General features: G+C 66.5%; 16 protein-coding genes. 10 read left to right on the plus strand and 6 right to left on the minus strand.

Translation table 11 applies throughout. The features are described from left to right. A partial coding sequence (locus JSV65_02245) for a hypothetical protein (GenBank protein UCH35193.1) occupies positions 1 to 1,643 on the plus strand: 1,643 nt, incomplete at its 5' end. Here JSV65_02245 and JSV65_02250 read toward each other — a convergent pair. Further along, positions 1,637 to 2,755, minus strand: coding sequence for a hypothetical protein (locus JSV65_02250; protein ID UCH35194.1), 1,119 nt, complete (start codon positions 2,753 to 2,755; stop codon positions 1,637 to 1,639). The two genes, JSV65_02245 and JSV65_02250, sit on opposite strands and share 7 nt — an antisense overlap. Positions 2,756 to 2,792: 37 nt before the next feature. Beyond that, a complete protein-coding gene (locus JSV65_02255; GenBank protein UCH35195.1) occupies positions 2,793 to 4,217 on the minus strand; it encodes a DUF3604 domain-containing protein in 1,425 nt (474 codons plus the stop codon). Between the two features lie 162 nt (positions 4,218 to 4,379). Between JSV65_02255 and JSV65_02260 the strand changes: the two genes are divergently transcribed. Further along, positions 4,380 to 5,219: a sugar phosphate isomerase/epimerase gene (locus JSV65_02260; GenBank protein ID UCH35196.1), complete on the plus strand. Its 840-nt coding sequence runs from the start codon at positions 4,380 to 4,382 to the stop codon at positions 5,217 to 5,219. 21 nt (positions 5,220 to 5,240) lie between these two features. On the opposite strand, the gene JSV65_02265 is transcribed toward JSV65_02260, so the two are convergent. Continuing rightward, a complete protein-coding gene (locus JSV65_02265) occupies positions 5,241 to 7,427 on the minus strand; it encodes an alpha-galactosidase (GenBank protein ID UCH35197.1) in 2,187 nt (728 codons plus the stop codon). 224 nt (positions 7,428 to 7,651) lie between these two features. On the opposite strand from JSV65_02265, the gene JSV65_02270 reads away from it, so the two are divergent. The 7 genes from JSV65_02270 (at position 7,652) to phoU (ending at position 14,305) form a co-directional block, all read left to right on the plus strand. Beyond that, complete coding sequence (locus JSV65_02270) at positions 7,652 to 8,710, plus strand: ABC transporter permease (protein UCH35198.1); 1,059 nt, start codon at positions 7,652 to 7,654, stop codon at positions 8,708 to 8,710. 29 nt (positions 8,711 to 8,739) lie between these two features. Continuing rightward, positions 8,740 to 9,714, plus strand: coding sequence for a substrate-binding domain-containing protein (locus JSV65_02275; protein ID UCH35199.1), 975 nt, complete (start codon positions 8,740 to 8,742; stop codon positions 9,712 to 9,714). Between the two features lie 183 nt (positions 9,715 to 9,897). After that, positions 9,898 to 10,968: a phosphate ABC transporter substrate-binding protein PstS gene (gene pstS / locus JSV65_02280; GenBank protein UCH35200.1), complete on the plus strand. Its 1,071-nt coding sequence runs from the start codon at positions 9,898 to 9,900 to the stop codon at positions 10,966 to 10,968. Between the two features lie 10 nt (positions 10,969 to 10,978). Beyond that, positions 10,979 to 11,950 carry a phosphate ABC transporter permease subunit PstC gene (gene pstC, locus JSV65_02285; GenBank protein UCH35201.1) on the plus strand — a complete coding sequence of 324 codons (972 nt, stop codon included), beginning with the start codon at positions 10,979 to 10,981 and terminating at the stop codon, positions 11,948 to 11,950. Between the two features lie 23 nt (positions 11,951 to 11,973). Beyond that, positions 11,974 to 12,816: a phosphate ABC transporter permease PstA gene (gene pstA / locus JSV65_02290; GenBank protein UCH36676.1), complete on the plus strand. Its 843-nt coding sequence runs from the start codon at positions 11,974 to 11,976 to the stop codon at positions 12,814 to 12,816. Positions 12,817 to 12,818: 2 nt separating this feature from the next. After that, a complete protein-coding gene (locus JSV65_02295; GenBank protein ID UCH35202.1) occupies positions 12,819 to 13,625 on the plus strand; it encodes a phosphate ABC transporter ATP-binding protein in 807 nt (268 codons plus the stop codon). 14 nt (positions 13,626 to 13,639) lie between these two features. Next, the gene (phoU, locus tag JSV65_02300) at positions 13,640 to 14,305 is read left to right on the plus strand and encodes a phosphate signaling complex protein PhoU (protein UCH35203.1); all 666 of its coding nucleotides are present in this window, start codon (positions 13,640 to 13,642) and stop codon (positions 14,303 to 14,305) included. A 115-nt stretch (positions 14,306 to 14,420) separates the two neighbouring features. Here phoU and JSV65_02305 read toward each other — a convergent pair whose 3' ends face one another. From JSV65_02305 to JSV65_02315, 3 genes are all read right to left on the minus strand, one after another. Further along, positions 14,421 to 15,932: a flotillin family protein gene (locus tag JSV65_02305; protein ID UCH35204.1), complete on the minus strand. Its 1,512-nt coding sequence runs from the start codon at positions 15,930 to 15,932 to the stop codon at positions 14,421 to 14,423. A 19-nt stretch (positions 15,933 to 15,951) separates the two neighbouring features. Beyond that, positions 15,952 to 16,617 (minus strand): NfeD family protein, encoded by a 666-nt coding sequence (locus JSV65_02310; GenBank protein ID UCH35205.1) that lies wholly within the window; start codon positions 16,615 to 16,617, stop codon positions 15,952 to 15,954. A 114-nt stretch (positions 16,618 to 16,731) separates the two neighbouring features. Continuing rightward, positions 16,732 to 17,622: a class II fructose-bisphosphate aldolase gene (locus JSV65_02315; GenBank protein ID UCH35206.1), complete on the minus strand. Its 891-nt coding sequence runs from the start codon at positions 17,620 to 17,622 to the stop codon at positions 16,732 to 16,734. 233 nt (positions 17,623 to 17,855) lie between these two features. On the opposite strand from JSV65_02315, the gene JSV65_02320 reads away from it, so the two are divergent. Next, positions 17,856 to 18,752 carry a sugar phosphate isomerase/epimerase gene (locus JSV65_02320; protein ID UCH35207.1) on the plus strand — a complete coding sequence of 299 codons (897 nt, stop codon included), beginning with the start codon at positions 17,856 to 17,858 and terminating at the stop codon, positions 18,750 to 18,752. Positions 18,753 to 18,765: the final 13 nt, after the last annotated feature.

Here is an 18,765-nt window from a genome sequence, read left to right on the forward strand (position 1 = left end):
ATGGGCCGAGGGCGGTGCTCAAGCTGGTGCGCCACGAGACGGCTTTTCATCAGCCCAATGAGAAGGCACTCGCCGAGAGTGAATGCGCCTGGTCACCGGGCGAGTATCTCACCGCCAAGGTCACCGTTAAGGGCAGCACGATCCGCGCCGAACTGAGCGACGGGACCTATGTCACCGCAGAGGACGCGACGTTTCCCGCGGGCGGGATCGGCCTGACGTCTGACATCCCGGCCCGTTACGCGCACGTCAAGGTGACCGCCACGGCAGCGGCAGCCAAGATGATTGAGGCGCGGATGGGCGAACGCGAGCGGGAGCAGCGTGCGCTCCAGGAGGCCAACCCCAAGCCGGTCGTGTGGAAGAGGATCCGCACCGAGGGTTTCGGCGTCGGGCGCAACCTTCGCTTCGGCGACCTCAACGGCGACGGTCAGATAGACGTGCTGATCGGGCAGGTGGTGCATCACGGCCCCAAGGACCGGAACAGCGAGCTGAGTTGCCTCACCGCAATGACCTTCGACGGCGACATCCTGTGGCAGATCGGCGAACCGGACCCCTGGAAGGATCATCTGACGAACGACGTGGCGTTTCAGATCCACGACCTCGACGGGGACGGGCGTAACGAGGTCGTGTACTGCATGAACTTCGAGTTGGTGGTCGCGGACGGGGCGACCGGCAAGACGAAGTACAAGTCCTCGACGCCCGAGACTCCCGGGACGACGCCCGCGCCGTATGACCGGTTCCCCCGGGTTCTCGGCGATGCGCTCTACTTTTGCGACCTGCGCGGAGCCGGACGCGCGAGCGACGTTATCATCAAGAATCGCTACCATCACATCTGGGCATTGAACGATCGCCTCGAACCGCTGTGGGATGCGGCTTGCAACACCGGGCACTATCCCTATGCCTGCGATGTGGACGGCGATGGCAGGGACGAGCTGGCGGTCGGCTATTCCCTGTTCGATCACGACGGGAAGCTGCTGTGGACGCTCGATGACTCGCTGAGGGATCACGCCGACGGGGTGGCGATCGTGAAGCTCAGCGCGGACAAAGGCGCCGAGCCGTGCGTGGTGTGCGCTGCGAGTGACGAAGGCATTTTCCTCGCCGACCTGCGGGGCAATGTGCTCAAGCATCATTACCTGGGGCACGTCCAGAACCCCACGGTCGCCGACTTCCGGCCGGATCTGCCCGGCCTCGAGGTGGTGTCGGTGAACTTCTGGGGCAACCAGGGGATCTTTCACTTCTTCGATGCCAACGGGGATGTGTATCACAACTTCGAGCCGTGCCAGCACGGGAGCATGTGCTTGCCCGTCAACTGGACCGGACGCCCGGGCGAGTACTTCGTGCTGTCGCCTAATGGAGATGAAGGCGGCATGTTCGACGGTTGGGGCCGGCGCGTCGTCGCGTTCCCCGCCGACGGCCACCCGGACATGTGCTATGCCGTGCTCGACCTGACGGGCGATTGCCGCGACGAGATCGTGGTGTGGGACCCGCACGAGATCTGGGTGTACACGCAGGACGACAACCCGAAGCCCGGCCGGCTCTACAAGCCGCTCCGCAATCCCCTGTACAACTACTCGAACTACCAGGCGACGGTCTCGCTGCCGGGGTGGTCGGACGAGCGCAGCCGCCGCCTGACCGAGCCTCAGTAGGCGCATTCCCGCGCAGCGGCGGCGTAGGCCTCGATATTCTCCGGCGGGGTGTCGAAGAAGTGGTCGGCGCAGGAGAGAATGTAGCCCCCGCCCACGCCAGCCGCGTCGAACAGCCGGTGCACCTCCGCGCGGATACCTTGCGCCGCGCCGCGCGTGAGCACGTTGTGCTGATCCATGCCGCCGATCAGGCAGAGCTTGTCTCCCACGCGCCGTTTGAGTTCGGCGGCATCCACGTCCCCGCCGACGCTCGCCGGGGCCATGGTCTCTGTCGCGTCGGCGCCGTTGTCGGCGATCATGTCGGCGAGCGGCATCATCCCGCCGCAGGTGTGGTATGTCACCATGTGCCCGGCTCGGTGCAGGGCGTCATGCAGCTCGCGATCGTAGGGCAGGCAGAACTCGCGGTGCATTCGGGGGGAGATGACCGTGGAGGACGACGCGCCGCCGCCCGTCTCGATGAGATCGAACTTCGCGCCCACAAGTGATTCCTCGACGAACCTCAGTTTCTTGTCACACAGGATGCGCAGGAAGCGGTGCGTCCAGCCCGGGTCGTCAATCGCCGCCAGGATCATCTCCTGCGTGCCGTAGAGACAGCAGGCGTGCTGCCAGCAGCCGGCCTGGTCGCCCCACACGAAGCCGCGCAGTATCCCCGCGTCGCCGACCTCGTCATAGGCCCTGCGAATCGCGGCATGGTCAAGCTTCGGCACCGGCGCGTAGCGCTCGATGAGGTCAACGTCCTCCTTGCGCTTGACCATGTGCTCCGTGACCCAGGTCGTGCGGCGGTTGCCTTCGGTCTGATAGGTGAGCGTGCCGTGCGGCGTGCGGATGGTGTGCCGCTGCACGAGCGCTTCGGGGTCGGGCTCCAGCACCTCCACCTCGTCGATCCAGTCCGGGTTCGACGAGTCGCCTTCGTGCATCCCGGGCAGCCAGAACTGACCCATGCTCTCGAAGTACTGGATCGCCGCGTCCATGCCGCAGCGCGCAAAGGCTGCGAGCGCGCTGATGCCGCCGAGGTACTCATCGAGGTGATAGCCCTGCCACTGGTGCACCGTGCACGGCAGGCGGTCCGGTTGCTCTCGGCGCAGCGCGCGCATCAGGCGCTCTTTGGAGGTCATCACACTGCCCTCTCTCCCGTTGCCGCGACGCAATCCATCATTCCCGTCGCACCCATATCGGGCTCGACCAGGCGGCATCACCGGCCTGGTCGATGGCGCGCACGTAGTAGCTGCTCTCGCCGTCCAGGTTATCGTCAGCCAACTCGACCGCGCAGTCCTGCCCCTGGGAGTCCACGCGGTGCCAGTCCTGCCCGTCTTTGACGATGACGACTTCCCTGATGCCCGCCGGCCCGACGACGCGCGCTTCGATGTGCGGGCGCCGGCTGTCGATCTCCTCGCCCATGAGGCGGCCGTCGACCCGGAGGTCAACCAGGAAGCGCTCGCCCGCGGTCGCGTAGCAGCGGCGATGGAACATGGCATCCCACAGCGCCTCGCGGGTCAGCTCCGTCGCGAGGATCGCGCCCAGCCCGCTGCTCCGATAGAACCCACGACGCCCGGCATCGCGGGGATACCACATGTCCATGTAGCTGCCAGGGCAGGTGCTGTGGTCGTCGCTGCCGCCGATCACGCCCAGGCGGTATCCGTGCGCAACCGCGTAACGAAAGTAGTGAGTATCCGACGGGTAGCCGCCGCGCCAAACCGGCCGGTGGCTGTGCCACTCCTCGGACGAGCCCCACTTGGAGTAGACCTCGACAACCGGTTCGATTTCCAGCCCGCCCCAGCGACTGATCGAGTAGTCCCTGCCGCGAATCCGGCGGCCGTTGTGATGGGACACGGCCAGCGCCCCGCGCTCCCTGGCGAAGTCGTGCACCGCCTCCAGCGTGCCGCCTTTCTCGACTCTGAAATTGCGATAATCGCCATCATCGCCGCGGTAATAGAGGTTGAAGTGGCCGCCGTCGGGGCCGTCATAGTCGCCCTCGAACCCGAGGAATGTGACAAACTCGCCCGCTTCGTGATGACGCTTCGCGGCGGCCATGACTTCTTTCCAGCTCTCGTCGTCGAGCGAGCGCGCGTGGTCAGCCATCGCCGCGTAGTCGAGTCGCATCACGTCGCGCCCGAACCGGTAGCCGAAATCGGGCGATTTGGCGGTCTGCGTCCCACACTTCCCGAGGATGGAGTGCGTGTGCAGGTCGCCCCAGTAGATTCGATAGGGTGGATCGCGTTTCACCCATATCGGATTGCATGCCCCACCCACCTGCGTACGGTCGCAAGAGAAACGGATGAGCACAATGCCTTCCCCGGGCGCGGACAGCCCGTCCACGCGCACGATCCCTTCATCATCCGCGCCGAACTCTATCACCTCCGGCAGGCCGCGCACGTCAGCGTCCGTTTCGAGGCGCACGTTATCCCGATACGACTCGTCGGGATAGCCATCCGCGCCGAGGGCGACGATGTGCAGCGCGAATGGCTCGTCCGGCTCGACGATTGACGGCGCGGCGCCGAAGAGCCTCGTCGCCCCGAGCGTGGCTTTCATCACGTCATCGTCGGTGATGTACTCCCGCCATTTGCCGATGTCTTTCATGTCGAGCAATCATCTCCTGAGTCTGCGGCGATGTAATAGCTTTCAATAAGTTTCCGCGGTGTCCTGCGCAATCGCGCCTGGAGTCGGTCTTTTGCACCAACGCTGCAGGACACGCCGCGGCGCTATCGAACACGGCTTCAGCTCGGCCATCAAGGAGGGATCATGTTTCGCAACTTCTGCCCGGGGTGCGTGGGGATCAGCGCTGATTTCGAGACGTCTCTTGATCTGACCGTGCGCAACGGCTTCGAGGGGATGGACCCGGTCGGCGACCTCACCGCTCCCGGCGCGGCGGCGGCAATGCGCGGGAGGTACGAAGGGGCGGGCATCCAGGCGGGCGGGTGGGGCTTGCCGGTGGAGTTCCGCAGGGACGACGCGGCCTTTCGGGACGGCATGCAGCAGCTCCCTCGCGTTGCGGCGGCGGCGCGCGAGCTGGGCTGCCTGCGCTGCCCAACCTGGGTTCCCTCGTGGTGCGACGAACTGTCGTACGCGGAGCAGTACGTTCTGTGGCGGGACCGATTCCGGGCGATCGCCCAGGTGCTGGGCGAGTACGACTGCCGCCTGGGGCTCGAGTTCCTGGGGCCGAAGACGCTGCGCGCCGGGCACCGGTACGAGTTCATCCACACGCTGCCGCAAATGATGGAGATGGTGCGGGATGTCGGCGCCAATGCCGGACTCTTGCTCGACTCCTGGCACTGGTACACTGCCGGCGGCACGCTCGACGAGATACGCGAGTTGAGCGACGCCGACATCGTGTACGTCCACATTAACGATGCGCCGGCGGGCATTGGGATTGACGAGCAGATTGACTCGGTGCGCGCGCTGCCGGGGGAGACCGGCGTGATTGATCTTGCGGGCTTCCTCGGCGCGCTGCGCGACATCGGCTACACCGGGCCGGTGACCGTGGAGCCCTTCAGCGCGCGGGTCAACGCTATGGCGCCGGAGGATGCCGCCCGAGAGACCGGCGAGTCCCTCATGGACGTATGGCGGCAGGCCGGGCTGTAACGAAGCGACGTCGGTCACCGCTCAGCCGCGGGGCTTGCCGGCGCTCGCGGCGTGCTCGAACTTGACCCGGCACGTGATGCGCGGCTCGGTGAATACCACGGGCACTCGGAGGATCCCTGCGGAATCGGCTCTCCCGGAGGTCGGACGGTAGGCCGGTGGGACGCGGATGAAGAAGTGTCCCCGCTCGCCTGTGGCGCGGTGGGCCTGCATGGACAGGGTCTTGCCTCGGGCATCCCATCGCACGTGTTCCAGTTCCACTCCGCCCTGGGTCAGGTGCAAGTCGGTACCGATGACCCAGGGGTGATCCGGCATGGAGGCGATGCGAATCACGCGGACATCGCGCGCGGGGACGGAGACACGCAGCGGTTCATTGCGCGGCAGCGGCTCCGGGGTCAACAGGGAACTGCTGAAGAACGCGAAGGCGTAGAGGTCGCCGCGGGCGGGCGCGCGATCCAAGGGCAGATCAATTTCCACCGGCTCATCGTCGAGGTTAAACACGCCGGCCACGGCCCAGCGACCCCAGGCAGTCCCGACATCCAGCCACCGTATCCGGGGGTATGAATCGCGGTCGAAGAGATCGAGCGGGACGGCGGCTGCGCCGTAACCCGGCAAGCAGCGGCTGATGAGCCGCAGCTTCTCCTCAGGCAGCTCAGGCAGTCGGTCGCAGATGAACGCCGTGCCGCCGCCGAGCGCCATGAGGGCCATGCGCACCCGCGTCTCGTTCGGCTCTCCCTGGCCGACCTGCAAGTAGTCGGGATCGCACCAGTAGAACTTGCCGTTGACGTGGTAGCGGCAGGCGAGCTCGTGGGCGAACCCGGCCAGTGACTCCCAGTCGCCGCGCGGATTCCCGATATCACGATGCACCCACGCGGCATCCCACATGCCCGCGCCGATATTGAGCGGCGCATTGCAGCCGTGGCGTATCATCTCTCGGCCCATCCCCTGTTGGAACGCTCGCATCGCACGGAGGTATAGCGGCGGGCCGAGCGTCGCAGCGGCATCATGGGGCACGACGTCGCGGCGAAACAGGTTGCCCTGGAAGTCGTTCTTGACGTACACCGCGCCGTACGACCGCAGCTTGCGCCCCGCATCGCGATAGAAGGCGAGCCCGAGCGGGTGGGTTGGGTCGGGTGTGTACGTCTTGCCGTGCGGCTCCCAGAACCAGTGTTGATCCGCCACGGAGAGCGCGCCTGCGGCGTCGTGAAGCAGCGCCTCCGGGTGCTCGGCGAACAACGGCGCAAACTCCGAGACCTGGGATACGGCGGTCCACAGCCCCAGCGTCAGGCCCATCTCGCGCAGGCGCTCGCTGAGCCACGGCAGGCCGTGCGGGAAGCGGGTATTCGGCACCCAGTTGCCGACGATGTCGCGATCCTGCCAGCCGTGGTCTATCTGCATGTTCGTCGCGCCGTATTCCTTGAAGCGCTCGGCGACGATGCGCGCGTTGGCGAGGATGAGGTCTTCGGTGGTCGTGAGCCGGTAGGCGTACCACGAGTTCCAGCCCGAGGCGCGCGCGCGCGGGGGCGGCAGACGATTGAAGCGGACGACGGCATCGGCCCAGCGCTCCAGGCCGTCGTGTCCGGTATCACATAGGCGCAGCCACAGCGCTTCCGACTGCAGCGTCTTGCCCGGCTCCAGCCCCCGGCCGTTGACGAACTCGGAGCGGGCGGCAAGCCCGCACCACCTCCCTTCCCGATCGCAGGACAGCGCGAGCGTCACCGCCGCGTCACGAAAACTGAGGAAGCCCGCCGCGAGAGCCGTCTCGCGCTGACCATCCACGAGAACGCTCACGCCGTGGGATTCGTGGCGCGCGTCGGCGACGTTGAGGTCGCGCACCGTCGAGCCGCCGAGCCAACCGGAGTCGAGGAACACCCGGACGCCAGGCTCACGTAGTGGAACGAGCGGCGGAGCTTCGACCAAGCCGTTCAGGGTCAACTCCATCGCGTCCATGCGAACCGTTCGCCGACCGTTGTTGGTCACGGTGGCGCGCACGATCCAGGCCGCGGGGTCGTGGGGCTGGCGGCGGGCGCGAGCGGATACCTGCAGCACGCCGACTTTCCAGTCGCAACCGCCGGGCACGCGATCGGCCTGCTCCGGCGAAAGCACGGTGCGATGACCCGCGCGGTCAATCGAGAGGTGGAATTCACCTGCCAAGGGATCGGGCAGACGTGCAGCGCTGCTTTGCGCCGACGCACTGAGGGCAAGGGTCATAGCGATCACCGTCACTGCTGGATTAGGGATGCACACAGGCGGCAAGTTCCTTTGCGCGCCCTGATTTCGCCGATGGCGTGATACTCCCTGCACCGTTCAAGGCGTACCAGTGACCGCAGCCAGCCATGCCGCTGCCTGCGCAGCACGGGTGAGATGGCCGCGGGCCGCCGCGTTGAAGGGCGCGGCCACGGCACCGTGGAAGTTAAGGCCCGCGAAAGGCGATCATGACCACGCAGCCCACTGGTTCCGAGCGACCCCGCGACGAGCTGAGGACGGAGACGGCGGCGCCGCGGCCGCCTTGGCGAGTCCTGCTCAGTCTCGTCGGCGAGTATCGCGGCTTGCTGGCCCTGATTCTCGTCTTCCTGATCGGCGTCATCGTCTCACCGGTGAACCCCGAGACGGGACGCCGCGTTTTCCTGTCGCTGCGCACGCAGCAGAACATCCTGTTCGAATACGCGGAGTACGGGATTCTGGCGGCGGGGATGACGCTCGTCATCCTGACCGCGGGAATCGACTTGTCGGTGGGCTCAGTGCTCGGCTTCAGCGCGACGCTGTGCGCGATATTCCTGATTCGGTTCGGCTGGTCGGCCGCAGTGGCGATTCCGTTGTGTCTGGCGACGGGGGCGGCTCTGGGTGCCGTCAGCGGCGGCCTGGTTTCGCGGTTTCGCGTGCAACCGTTCGTGGCGACGCTGGTGATGATGGTGGCGGCGCGCGGCGCGGCGAAGCTTGTGTCCGGCGGCGTCAAGGTGCAGCCCGGGCTTGCCGGGTACGCGCGGACGACCGATCCTCCCCTGTTCGATGCGATGACGCACCCGCTGCTCGGCCCGTATCTCGATCCCATAACGCTGTTGTTCCTCGCCACCATCCTGGCTCTGTGGATCGTGGTGCGCTACACAAAGTTCGGCCGCTATCTCTATGCGATCGGTGGCAACGAGGAGGCGGCGCGGCTGTCCGGCATCCGGGTCGGACAGGCGAAGGTCGTGACCTACGCGATCTGCGGGCTGTGCGCGGCCCTCGCCGGCATCTGCAACGCGAGCCGGCAGACGCTCGGCGACCCGGAGGCGGGCTTCACCTACGAACTCGACGCAATCGCGGCGGTGGTCATCGGCGGAACGAGCCTGATGGGCGGACAGGGAGGGGTGGTGCTGACCCTGATCGGCACGTTGATACTGGGGTACATCGGCAAGTTCCTGAGTCTCATGGGGGCAGAGGAGGCGCACCGCCTGCTAGCGAAAGGACTCATCATCGTCGCGGCGGTGCTGATTCAGCGGCGGCGTCAATGACATACGCCGTCGGCGTGAGGAGGAACGTGATGAGGAAGTGGTTGTCGAGTCTGGCCTGGGCGCTGGTGCTGGCAATGGCGGCGGCGGGGTGCGCGAGGCAGCCTGCAACGCCCAGCGGCCCGAAGGGAACCGCCGAGAACCCATGGGTCATCGGGATGTCCCAGTGCAATCTGGGCGAGCCGTGGCGGGTGCAGATGAACGCCGACGTCGAGGCGGCCGCGAAAGAGTATCCCCAGGTCAAAGTCATCTACAAAAACGCCCAGAACCAGTCGACGACACAGCAGGCGCAGGTGCGCGAGTTCATGGCGCAAGGCGTCGATCTGATTATCATCAGCCCGAAGGAGGCTAAGCCGCTGACCGAGCCGGTGCGCGACGCCTACAAGTCAGGCATTCCGGTGATCGTGCTCGATCGCAAGGTGGAGGGCGAGGACTACACGTGCTTCATCGGCGCGGACAACGTGAAGATCGGGCGCGAGGCGGGGAAGTTCCTGGTCGAAATCCTCAACGGCAAGGGCAAGATCGTCGAGCTGCAAGGACTGATGACTTCGACGCCGGGCCAGGAGCGGCACAACGGCTTCATGGCGGGGATCAAGGGATCGGAGCTGAAGATCATCTTCTCCGCGGACTGCAAGTGGCTGGAGCCGGATGCGCAGCGCGAGATGAACTCGGCGCTGGCCAGGTTCCCTCAGTCCGGCGCGATTGACGCGGTGTACGCGCACAACGACCCCAGCGCGCACGGGGCGTACATCACGGCGAAGCTGGAGGGGAAAGGCCGCGAGAAGACGATCAAGTTCATCGGTATCGACGCGCTGCCGCACGAGGGCGTGCGCTACGTCCGCGACGGCATCCTCACCGCCACCTTCGAGTACCCGACCGGCGGCAAGGAAGGCATCGAAACCGCGCTCAAGATCCTCGGCGGCGAAGAGGTGCCGAAGAACATCACCCTCGGCACGCGCATCTTCACGCAGGACAACGTCGCACAGGGCGGCGAGGCGATCGAGTAGAAGCGTAACCTTGCGACGTCGTCATCCCGAATCTAGTCCGGGGCAAGACAGGGATGCCGCCGGGCCGCCGGACGCGCGTGTTTGCGCGTCAGTCGCGCCGCGCGGACGCCACGACGGGAGAGATCGTGGATCAACCGCTGCCCCACGACTCGGAGCTGTAGTCCTCGACGAGGTGCGGAGGCGATGATATCACAAGGCCGCTGGATCTGGCTGCTCGCGGTGGGGATTATCATGCTCGCGGCGAGCTGCGCGCGGGAGGCAGGGGGGCCCGGCACCGCAGGGCGGCTGACGTTGACCGGGGCGGGGGCGACGTTCCCGTATCCTTTGTACTCGAAGTGGTTCGACGAATACTCGAAGATCGAACCGGGGGTGCGCGTCAACTATCAGTCCATCGGGAGCGGCGGCGGGATCCAGCAACTCAAAGCCGGGACGGTGGACTTCGGAGCCAGCGATGCGCCGCTGTCGGACGAGGAAGAGGCGGCCATGCCCGGCGCGGTGGTGCACATCCCGACCGTCGCGGGGGCGGTGGCGATTACGTACAACTTGCCCGGGATGTCGGAGACGCTGCGTCTCAGCCCGGAGGCCATCGCGGGCATCTACCTCGGCGAGATCAAGCGGTGGCGGAGCCGGCAGATCGCTGCGATCAACCCCGACGCGCGCCTGCCCGACCTGCCCATCGCCGTATCCCATCGTTCGGACGGCAGCGGCACCACGTACATCTTCACCCACTACCTCAGCGCGGTGAGCAAGCCGTGGGCCGACCGCGTCGGGGCGGGAAAATCGGTGGCGTGGCCGGTGGGCATCGGCGGCAAAGGCAACGAGGGCGTGACGGGGGTGGTCAAGCAGACCCCGGGGAGCATCGGCTACGTCGAACTCGCCTACGCGGTGCAGAACGGCCTTTCCTATGCACTGGTAAGGAATTCCGCCGGCGAGTTCGTCGAGCCCACGGTCGCCAGCACGACGGCGGCCGCCGCCGCGGCCGCGCCGACGATGGCGCGCGACGTGCGGGTGAGCATCGTCAACGCGGCTGCGCCCGACGCGTACCCCATCGCGGGCTTCACGTACATCCTGGTCCATCGCGACCACCGGGATCGCGCCAGAGGCGAGGCGCTCGCCACGCTGCTGGACTGGGCGATCCACGACGGGCAGCGCTTCGCAGAGCCGCTGCTGTATGCCCCGCTGCCCGGTGAGATAGTGGCGATCAACGAAACCGCGCTGGCAGGTCTTCGCCCTCGGGAGCCCGCCGCGAACTGAGCGCTGATCGATGAGTTCGACTGATGCGACAGGTCATTCCCTGCAGCGGCGCGGCGTGTTCGGCGCTAACGTCGGGGATCGCGCGTTCAGATGGTGCCTGCTCATCTTCGCCGCGACGGTGCTCGGGCTCATCGTCGTTCTCGCCTACGAGCTGTCGCGCGCGTCGCTGCCGGCTATTCGCCAATTCGGCTGGCGGTTCATCGTCAGCTCGACGTGGGATCCCGTTCACCGAGTCTTCGGCGCGCTGCCGTTCATCTACGGCACGCTGGTCTCATCTCTTCTGGCGCTCCTGATAGCGGTGCCGATCAGCCTGGGAACGGCGCTGTTCCTCGCCGAACTCGCGCCGCGGTGGCTGCGCGGACCGGTGTCTTTCCTGGTCGAGCTGCTCGCCGCCGTGCCGAGCGTCGTGTACGGCCTGTGGGGGATATTCGTTCTCGTGCCACTGCTGCGGCCGGTGGAGGCATGGCTGGGGCAACACCTCGGTGTTGTGCCGCTGTTTCGCGGGCCCGCCTATGGCATCGGCATGCTCGCCGCGGGCCTAGTGCTCGCCATCATGGTGATCCCGTTCATCACCGCGGTGTCGCGCGAGGTGCTCCAGTCGGTTCCCGTTTCGCAGCGGGAGGCGGCCTATGCCCTGGGCGCGACGCGATGGGAGGCGATGCGCGGGCCAGTGCTGCGCTACGCGCGGGCGGGGATCCTGGGCGGCGTGATGCTCGGCCTGGGCCGCGCGGTGGGCGAGACGATGGCGGTCACCATGGTGATCGGAAACCGGCCGGACATCTCGGCGTCGCTGTTCAGCCCAGGCTATACGCTGGCGAGCGCGCTGGCCAACGAGTTTCTCGAGGCGACGGTCGAGGTCCACACCTCCGCGTTGCTGGAACTCGCGCTCATCCTGTTCGCCATCACCATCGTCATCAACATCGTTGCGCGCCTGATGCTGTGGAGCGTGAGCCGCGGAACAACGATGGGAGTGCGCGAATGAACCTCCGCCGCAGGCGAGGCGGCATGTGGGAGATGAAGCGCAAGGTCGCCAACGGCCTGATGTGGTCGGGCGCGGTGGTGGCGACGGCGGCGGCTCTCGTTCCGCTGGTGATGGTGCTATACTACGTCGTGATCCAGGGGCTGCCGGCGTTGAGCCTGGCGTTCTTCACTCACCTGCCGCGGCCGGTGGGCGAGCCCGGCGGCGGCATGGCGAACGCGATCGTGGGCACGCTGATCCTGATCGGGCTGGCGAGCGCACTCGGGCTGCCGATCGGGATCCTGGGCGGGATATACCTGGCCGAGTTCGGCAACAACCGCTTCGGCTGGAGCGTGCGCTTCGCCGCGGACGTCCTCGCGGGTGTGCCGTCGATCGTAGTCGGGATACTGGTGTGGGCGATCGTCGTCGTGCCGATGCAGAGCTTCTCCGCGCTCGCGGGCGGCGCGGCGTTGGGCATCATGATGATTCCGACCGTGATGCGCACCACGGAGGAACTGGTGCGGCTGGTGCCGGTGTCGCAGCGCGAGGCGGCGCTGTCACTCGGCGCCACCCAGCGGCGCACGATATTCAAGGTCGTGCTCGTGGCGGCCAAGGGCGGAGTGATCACGGGCGTGCTCCTCGCGGTGGCTCGCATCGCGGGCGAGACGGCGCCGCTGTTGGTGACGGCGCTGGGCAACACGTTCTGGAGCACCGGTCTCGACCGCCCCATCGCCAGCTTACCGGTGCAAATCTTCAACTACGCCATCTCACCCTATGATGAGTGGCATGCGCAGGCGTGGGCAGGCGCGCTCGTGCTCGTCACTTTGGTGTTGGTGCTGAGCGCGGCCGCTCGCTACGCCACGCGAGGACGCCTGCGCGCAACGAGATAGACATGACCGAGACGCCCGGACAACGCAACAGCGAAGAGAGCGCGGCAGCCGAGCGCGGAGCGAAGCTGCAGATTCGCGGGCTCGATTTCTTCTACGGCCGCTTCCAGGCGCTGCGCGGGGTTGACCTGACGGTCCGCGAGCGGCAGATCACGGCGTTCATCGGCCCCTCGGGCTGCGGCAAGTCCACGTTCCTGCGCGCCCTTAACCGCATGAACGAGATCATCGAAGGGGCCAGGACGCGGGGACAGGTGCTGCTGGACGGCGAGGACATCTACGCGCCAAACGTTGACGTGGTAGCTCTGCGGCGGCGCGTCGGCATGGTGTTTCAGCGGCCCAACCCCTTCCCGATGTCAATCCACGACAATGTAGCGTTCGGGCCGCGCATCCACCGACTCGCGCGGGGCGGCGGTCTCGCCGACCTAGTGCGGCACAGCCTGCAGCGGGCCGCGCTGTGGGATGAGGTGAAGGACAAGTTGCGGCAGTCCGCGTTTTCATTGTCCGGCGGGCAGCAGCAGCGCCTGTGCATCGCGCGCGTCCTCGCCGTGGATCCGGACGTCGTGCTGATGGACGAGCCGTGCTCCGCGCTCGATCCGATCTCGACGCTTCGCATCGAGGAGTTGATGCACGAGCTGAAGGCGAAGTACACAATCGTCATCGTAACGCACAACATGCAGCAGGCCGCCCGGGTGTCCCAGGAGACCGGATTCTTCCTCCAGGGCGAGATGATCGAATTCGGCCCCTCGGCGAGGATATTCACGCAGCCCGACGACAAGCGAACCGAGGATTACATTACCGGGCGGTTCGGCTGAGAGGAAGGTTGACATTGAGCGGTCCTATCCGACAGGCGTTTGAGGAGCAGTTGGCGGCGCTGCAGCAGGACGTGGTGCGCATGGGCGGTCTCGCATCGCAGGCGGTCGAGGTGGCCGTGCGTATTGTGGTCGAACGCAACCCCGACCTTCGGCGTCAGGTGATGGAGATCGAGAATCAGATAGACGCGCTCAACCTCGACATAGAATGCCGCGCCATACAGCTCCTCGCGCGACAGCAGCCGATGGCGCGTGACCTGCGTACGATCATCGCCATGCTCAGGATCATCGCGGATATCGAACGTATCGGCGACTACGCGGTGGACACCGCACGGCAGACCGAGGAGCTCGCCCGGCAGTCGCTGTTCAAGCCGCTGGTGGACATCCCGCGCATGGCGCAGCTGGTGCAGAGCATGCTGCACGACAGCCTTGAAGGCTTGGTGCACCGCGACCTCGAGCTGGCGATGAAGGCGGTGCTCCAGGACGACGAGGTGGATTACGCCTACCGCTCGCTGCACGACGAGCTGATCGAGTTCTTCGAGCGCGACCCGAGCCTGACGTCGCAGGCGATCGCCCTGCTCCTTATCGGCACCTACCTGGAGCGCATGGCCGACCATGTGACCAATATCGGCGAGCGCATCTGGTACATGGAGACGGGGGAGATTAAGGAGCTGCACGAGTAGCGAGCGGCGCGCGGCCAAGCTTTGGTGATGACCCCAAGCACAGATTAAGGGGAGGCTCGGTAGAGCCTCCCCTGTGTATCCGTAGGCGGTCGTGCGAGGGGCGCCGCCGACCGGGTTAGGCCTTCGGCTTGTCCTGTTCCGCCTCGGGCTTGTCGGGGTTCGCCTGGGCTGCCTTCTGCTGGCCGAGTTCCGGCAAGCGCGCCAGGAGTTCCTCCAGCTTCATCCCCGTCATCGCCTCGAGCACGGGGGGCAGTTGGGCGATAACCTTGGTAACGTCGGCGGTGACGCGATCCGCGCCGGCGGAGTCGCCGCCGGTCGAGACGACGACGATCTTCTCGGTCTTCGCGAGCGGCGCGGCGATAGCAGCGGCGATTTGCGGCAGCTTCTCGATGAAGGTCTGGGCGATGGCGGCCTCGTTGTAGGCGCGCCACGCATCCGCCTTCTTGGCCATCGCCTCGGCTTCGGAGAACCCCTGCGCCTTGATGATGTCCGCCTGCGCGAGACCCTTGGCCTTGTTGGCGTCGGCCTCGGCGACGCCGACGGTCCGCACCGCGTCGGCCTGGCCCGCCGCAGTCGTCCTCAGTCGGAACTGCTCCGCCTCGGCGAGGGTTTGGATTCTCGACCGGTCCGCCTCGGCGGGCTTCTCCACGGTCGCGGAAAGCTCGCGCGTCCTGCGCTGGATTTCCCGGTCCTGGACGTCAATCTGCTTTTCTTTCTCGATGACCTCGACCTGGATTTCCTCCGCCCGGACGAGCTGCTGGGTCGTAAATTTCTGCAGGTCGTACGCGAGGTCGGCCGCGGCCTGCTTGGTGGACGCGGCGGCCTTGTAGTCGGCGACCTGGATATTGTAGTCCCGCTGCGCCTCGGCGATCTTGGTATCGGCCCCGTACTTCGCCTGCTGCCCTTCTTGATTGGCAACTGCGGACCGAATGGTGGCGTCCCTCGCTGCCTCGGCTTCGCCGATCACCGCGTCGCGCTTGACCTGCGCGGTCCGCGGCTTGCCCAACGCCTCGAGGTATCCGTGGCTGTCGCGGATGTCCCTGATGGTGAAGGAGACGATGCTGAGGCCCATGTTGACGAGGTCGGTCGCCGCTACTTCCTGCACGCGCGCCGCGAAGGCCTCGCGGTTCTTATAGACTTCCTCGACGGTCAGCGTGCCGAGGATGGCGCGCAGGTGCCCCTCGACCGTCTGCAGGGCGATGTTGGCGATTTCGGTCTGGTTCTTGCCGAGGAATTGCTCGGACGCGGTTCTGATGGAGACGTCGTCGCCGCGGACCTTGATCTGAGCGATGCCGTCAACGACAATCGGCACGCCCTGGATGGTGTACACCTCCGGCGTTCGGACCTCGAGGGTCATGATCTCGAGGGAGAGCGTATCCACGCGCTCCAGCACCGGCCATACGAACGCGCCGCCGCCGACGCGGATGCGAAAGCCGACGCTCTGAGCCGCCCCGTCGGCGCCGCGGATGGTGCGTCGCTTACCGGAGATCACGAGCACCGTGTTGGGGCCGACCTTGACATATCTGCTCGCATAGACGACGACGAACAGGATGATAACGGTGATGACGGCGCCGACAACGAGCGGAATGCCGCGCGCAGGCGTGGAAATGAGCCAGTCCAGTCCCATAGCGGTGCCTCCGTAGACGCTATTGCGGTGGTTGCTCCGAGCCGGCGACAGCTCCCTCAACAGGTGCAACGTAGACGGTGCTGCCGGCCACCCGGGTAATCCTTACTGTCGCGTGACGCGGGATGGCGCGCGCGGTTTCGGGCCGCGCAATCGCCGTGTAACGGTTGCCGAGCGCCACGTAAACGACTTCGCCGACGCCATCCTTCGGGATGGCGACCGAGACTTCCGCGGTCAGGCCGACGATTGAACCCATGCGGACTTCACTCGATGCCTGAACCGACGCGAAGATGCGATAGAACGCCGAGAATACCGCCACCGCGACCAGGATGCCGACGATAACGGACACGGGGAGGGTGACGAAGAGGCTGAGCTTGAACATGCTGGTGAGGATCAGCCCGGTGCCGCCGAAGACGGTGCTGAAGGTCGCCATGGTCATCGGCGAGAGCGGAGAGATCGCGACTTCGCCCGGCCCGGCCCCGCCGAATGCCTCACCGTGACCTGCGCTCACGTCCTGCGCGGTGCCGAAGTCGTGGGCCGCCGGCTCGAGCCCGCCGTCGCCTCCCTCAATGCCGCCCATGTCCCCGCCGTGCTCGAAGCCGAAGAGCCCCCCCAACAAGGCGGCAATGAGAGCGTAGACCACACCCGAGATGAAGCAAATCCAGTAGGCAATGACGTCCCAGCCCATCGCCGTTACCTCCTGCCCTTGGGGCCATTTCCTCGCGGCCGCACGTTCCACCTGCCGACGCGGCAAGCATTCGTCGGCCGCAGGGCGCGTGCGGCGCCTGGCGGGCCCGCCCGTCTACGGCGCTTGTCCGGCGCTGCCGAGTTCGCGCATCCACCGGGCGACGACTTCGCCAAACGCGGCCTTAGCCTCGACCAGTGCGTGGGCGTACCACGCCTTGCCTGCCTTGGCCGCCTGGAGTTCCTGAATAGCGTCGAGGTACGCGCGGCTCAACTCACTCGCCACGTTGACCTTGGTCACGCCGATCTCAATCGCTTGGCGGAGCTGCTCCGGCGGGGTGCCCGAGCCGCCGTGGAGCACGAGCGGCACATCGGTCGCGTGCCTGATAGCGCGGAGGCGGTCGAAGTCGAGCGCGGGGTGTTGCCGGTAGATGCCGTGCGCATTGCCGATCGCGACCGCCAGGGCGTCAACGCCGGTGCGCTTCACGAACTCCGCTGCTTCGTCGGGATCCGTCAGCGAAGCCGCCCGGTCGCCTTCGACTGTGGCATCACCGACGCTGCCGACAGCGCCGAGCTCGCCTTCGACGAAGACTCCTGCCGCATGGGCCAGTGCGACGACTTCGCGCGTCCGGCGAACGTTCTCCTCGAACTCATAGTGCGAGGCGTCTATCATCACGGACGGGAAGCCAGCCTCGATGCACTCTCTGATCGGCTCGATCTCGCTCGAGTGATCGAGGTGAAGGCACACCGGCACGTCCGTCCGCGAGGCGAGCCAGCTTATGATGTCCGCCACCATTTCGGCACCGAGAAGCGGCATTTCCCACGGGCCGATCATGAGCAGCGCCGGCGCGCGCAGCGCGGCGCCTTGCGCGACGATCGCCTGGGCGGTCTCGGCGTTGCAGAAATCGAAGGCACCCACGGCGTAGCGATGCTCCCGCGCGTGAGCGAGGAGCGATGCCAGACTCACGAGATGCCGGGCGGTGCGGATGGCGGGTCTCTCGGCGCTCATGGTTTCTCCCGGTAGGCAGTCGTCTGCCTCCGCGCTACATCTTGCGGCCCGCTGGTCGGGATTCCTGCTTCGCCGCCGTGTTTCATCTGGCAGGAGCTTCGCGCGCCGTCTCATAATCATAGCCCTAGCCAGCCAGAACGGCGGCCGCCCACGACAGAGCCGCACGCGGATGGGCGGACCAGCGCGGATTGGCGCACCAGATGTGCCGTCCGCGCGCGCATCAGGAGGGACTTATGAAACTCGCGCTGCACACAGTGAGCTATGCCGGGGTGTGGCCCGGCCAGGTCACGCTGCCGTTGGATCGGGTGATCCGCAAGGCGGCGGGATTGGGCTACCAGGGGCTGGAGGTCATGGCGAAGCGGCCCCACGCCAGCGTCCTCGACATGACGACGCGCCGCCGCCGGCAGCTCAAGCGCCTGCTGGATGCAGAGGGTGTGGAGGCCGCGTGCGTCGCAGGCTATACGGACATGCTGGCGGGCTGGGATCACACGGACAACCCCTATGCGGAGAAGGAGATCCTGTATATCACGGCGCTGGCGGAGCTGGCTGCGGCGTGGGAGTGCGATCTGATTCGCATCTTCACGGCATACGAGCGTCCGCACCTGCCGTACAGCCAGCAGTTGCCGCGTATCATCGGGATGCTGCAAGAAGCGAGCGACAAGGTGGCCTCGCTGGGAGTGACGCTCGCGGTGCAGAACCACCACTGCATCGGCGCGGATTACCGCACCATGGCCGACCTGCTGCATCAGGTCAACCGGCCCAACTGCCGCGCAGCGTTCGACGCCTGGTCGGCGGCAGTGCAAGGGGCGGATCTCGCGGAGGCCGCGCGTCATATGGCGCCGTGGGTCGCCTTCACCACGGTCTGCGACTACCAGCGCCGGCCCCGCTTCCACTACGACTGGCACCTCACCAACTATGTGCGTCAGGAGGATCACCTACAAATGGTGCCCATGGGCGAGGGGTTCATTGACTACCGGACCTTCCTGGGCGAGCTGAGGCGTGCCGGTTGCGACGGCTGGATCGCGTTCGAGATGTGCGCCCCGTTCGTCGAAGGCGGCAGCGAGGAGACACTCGACAAGGTTGCGGCCGACGCCGCGGGATACGTTCGGGAGTTGTGGGGCGCGCTCTGAGCGGATGAGTGAG

This window comes from Armatimonadota bacterium (genome assembly GCA_020354555.1).
Taxonomy (GTDB): domain Bacteria; phylum Armatimonadota; class Hebobacteria.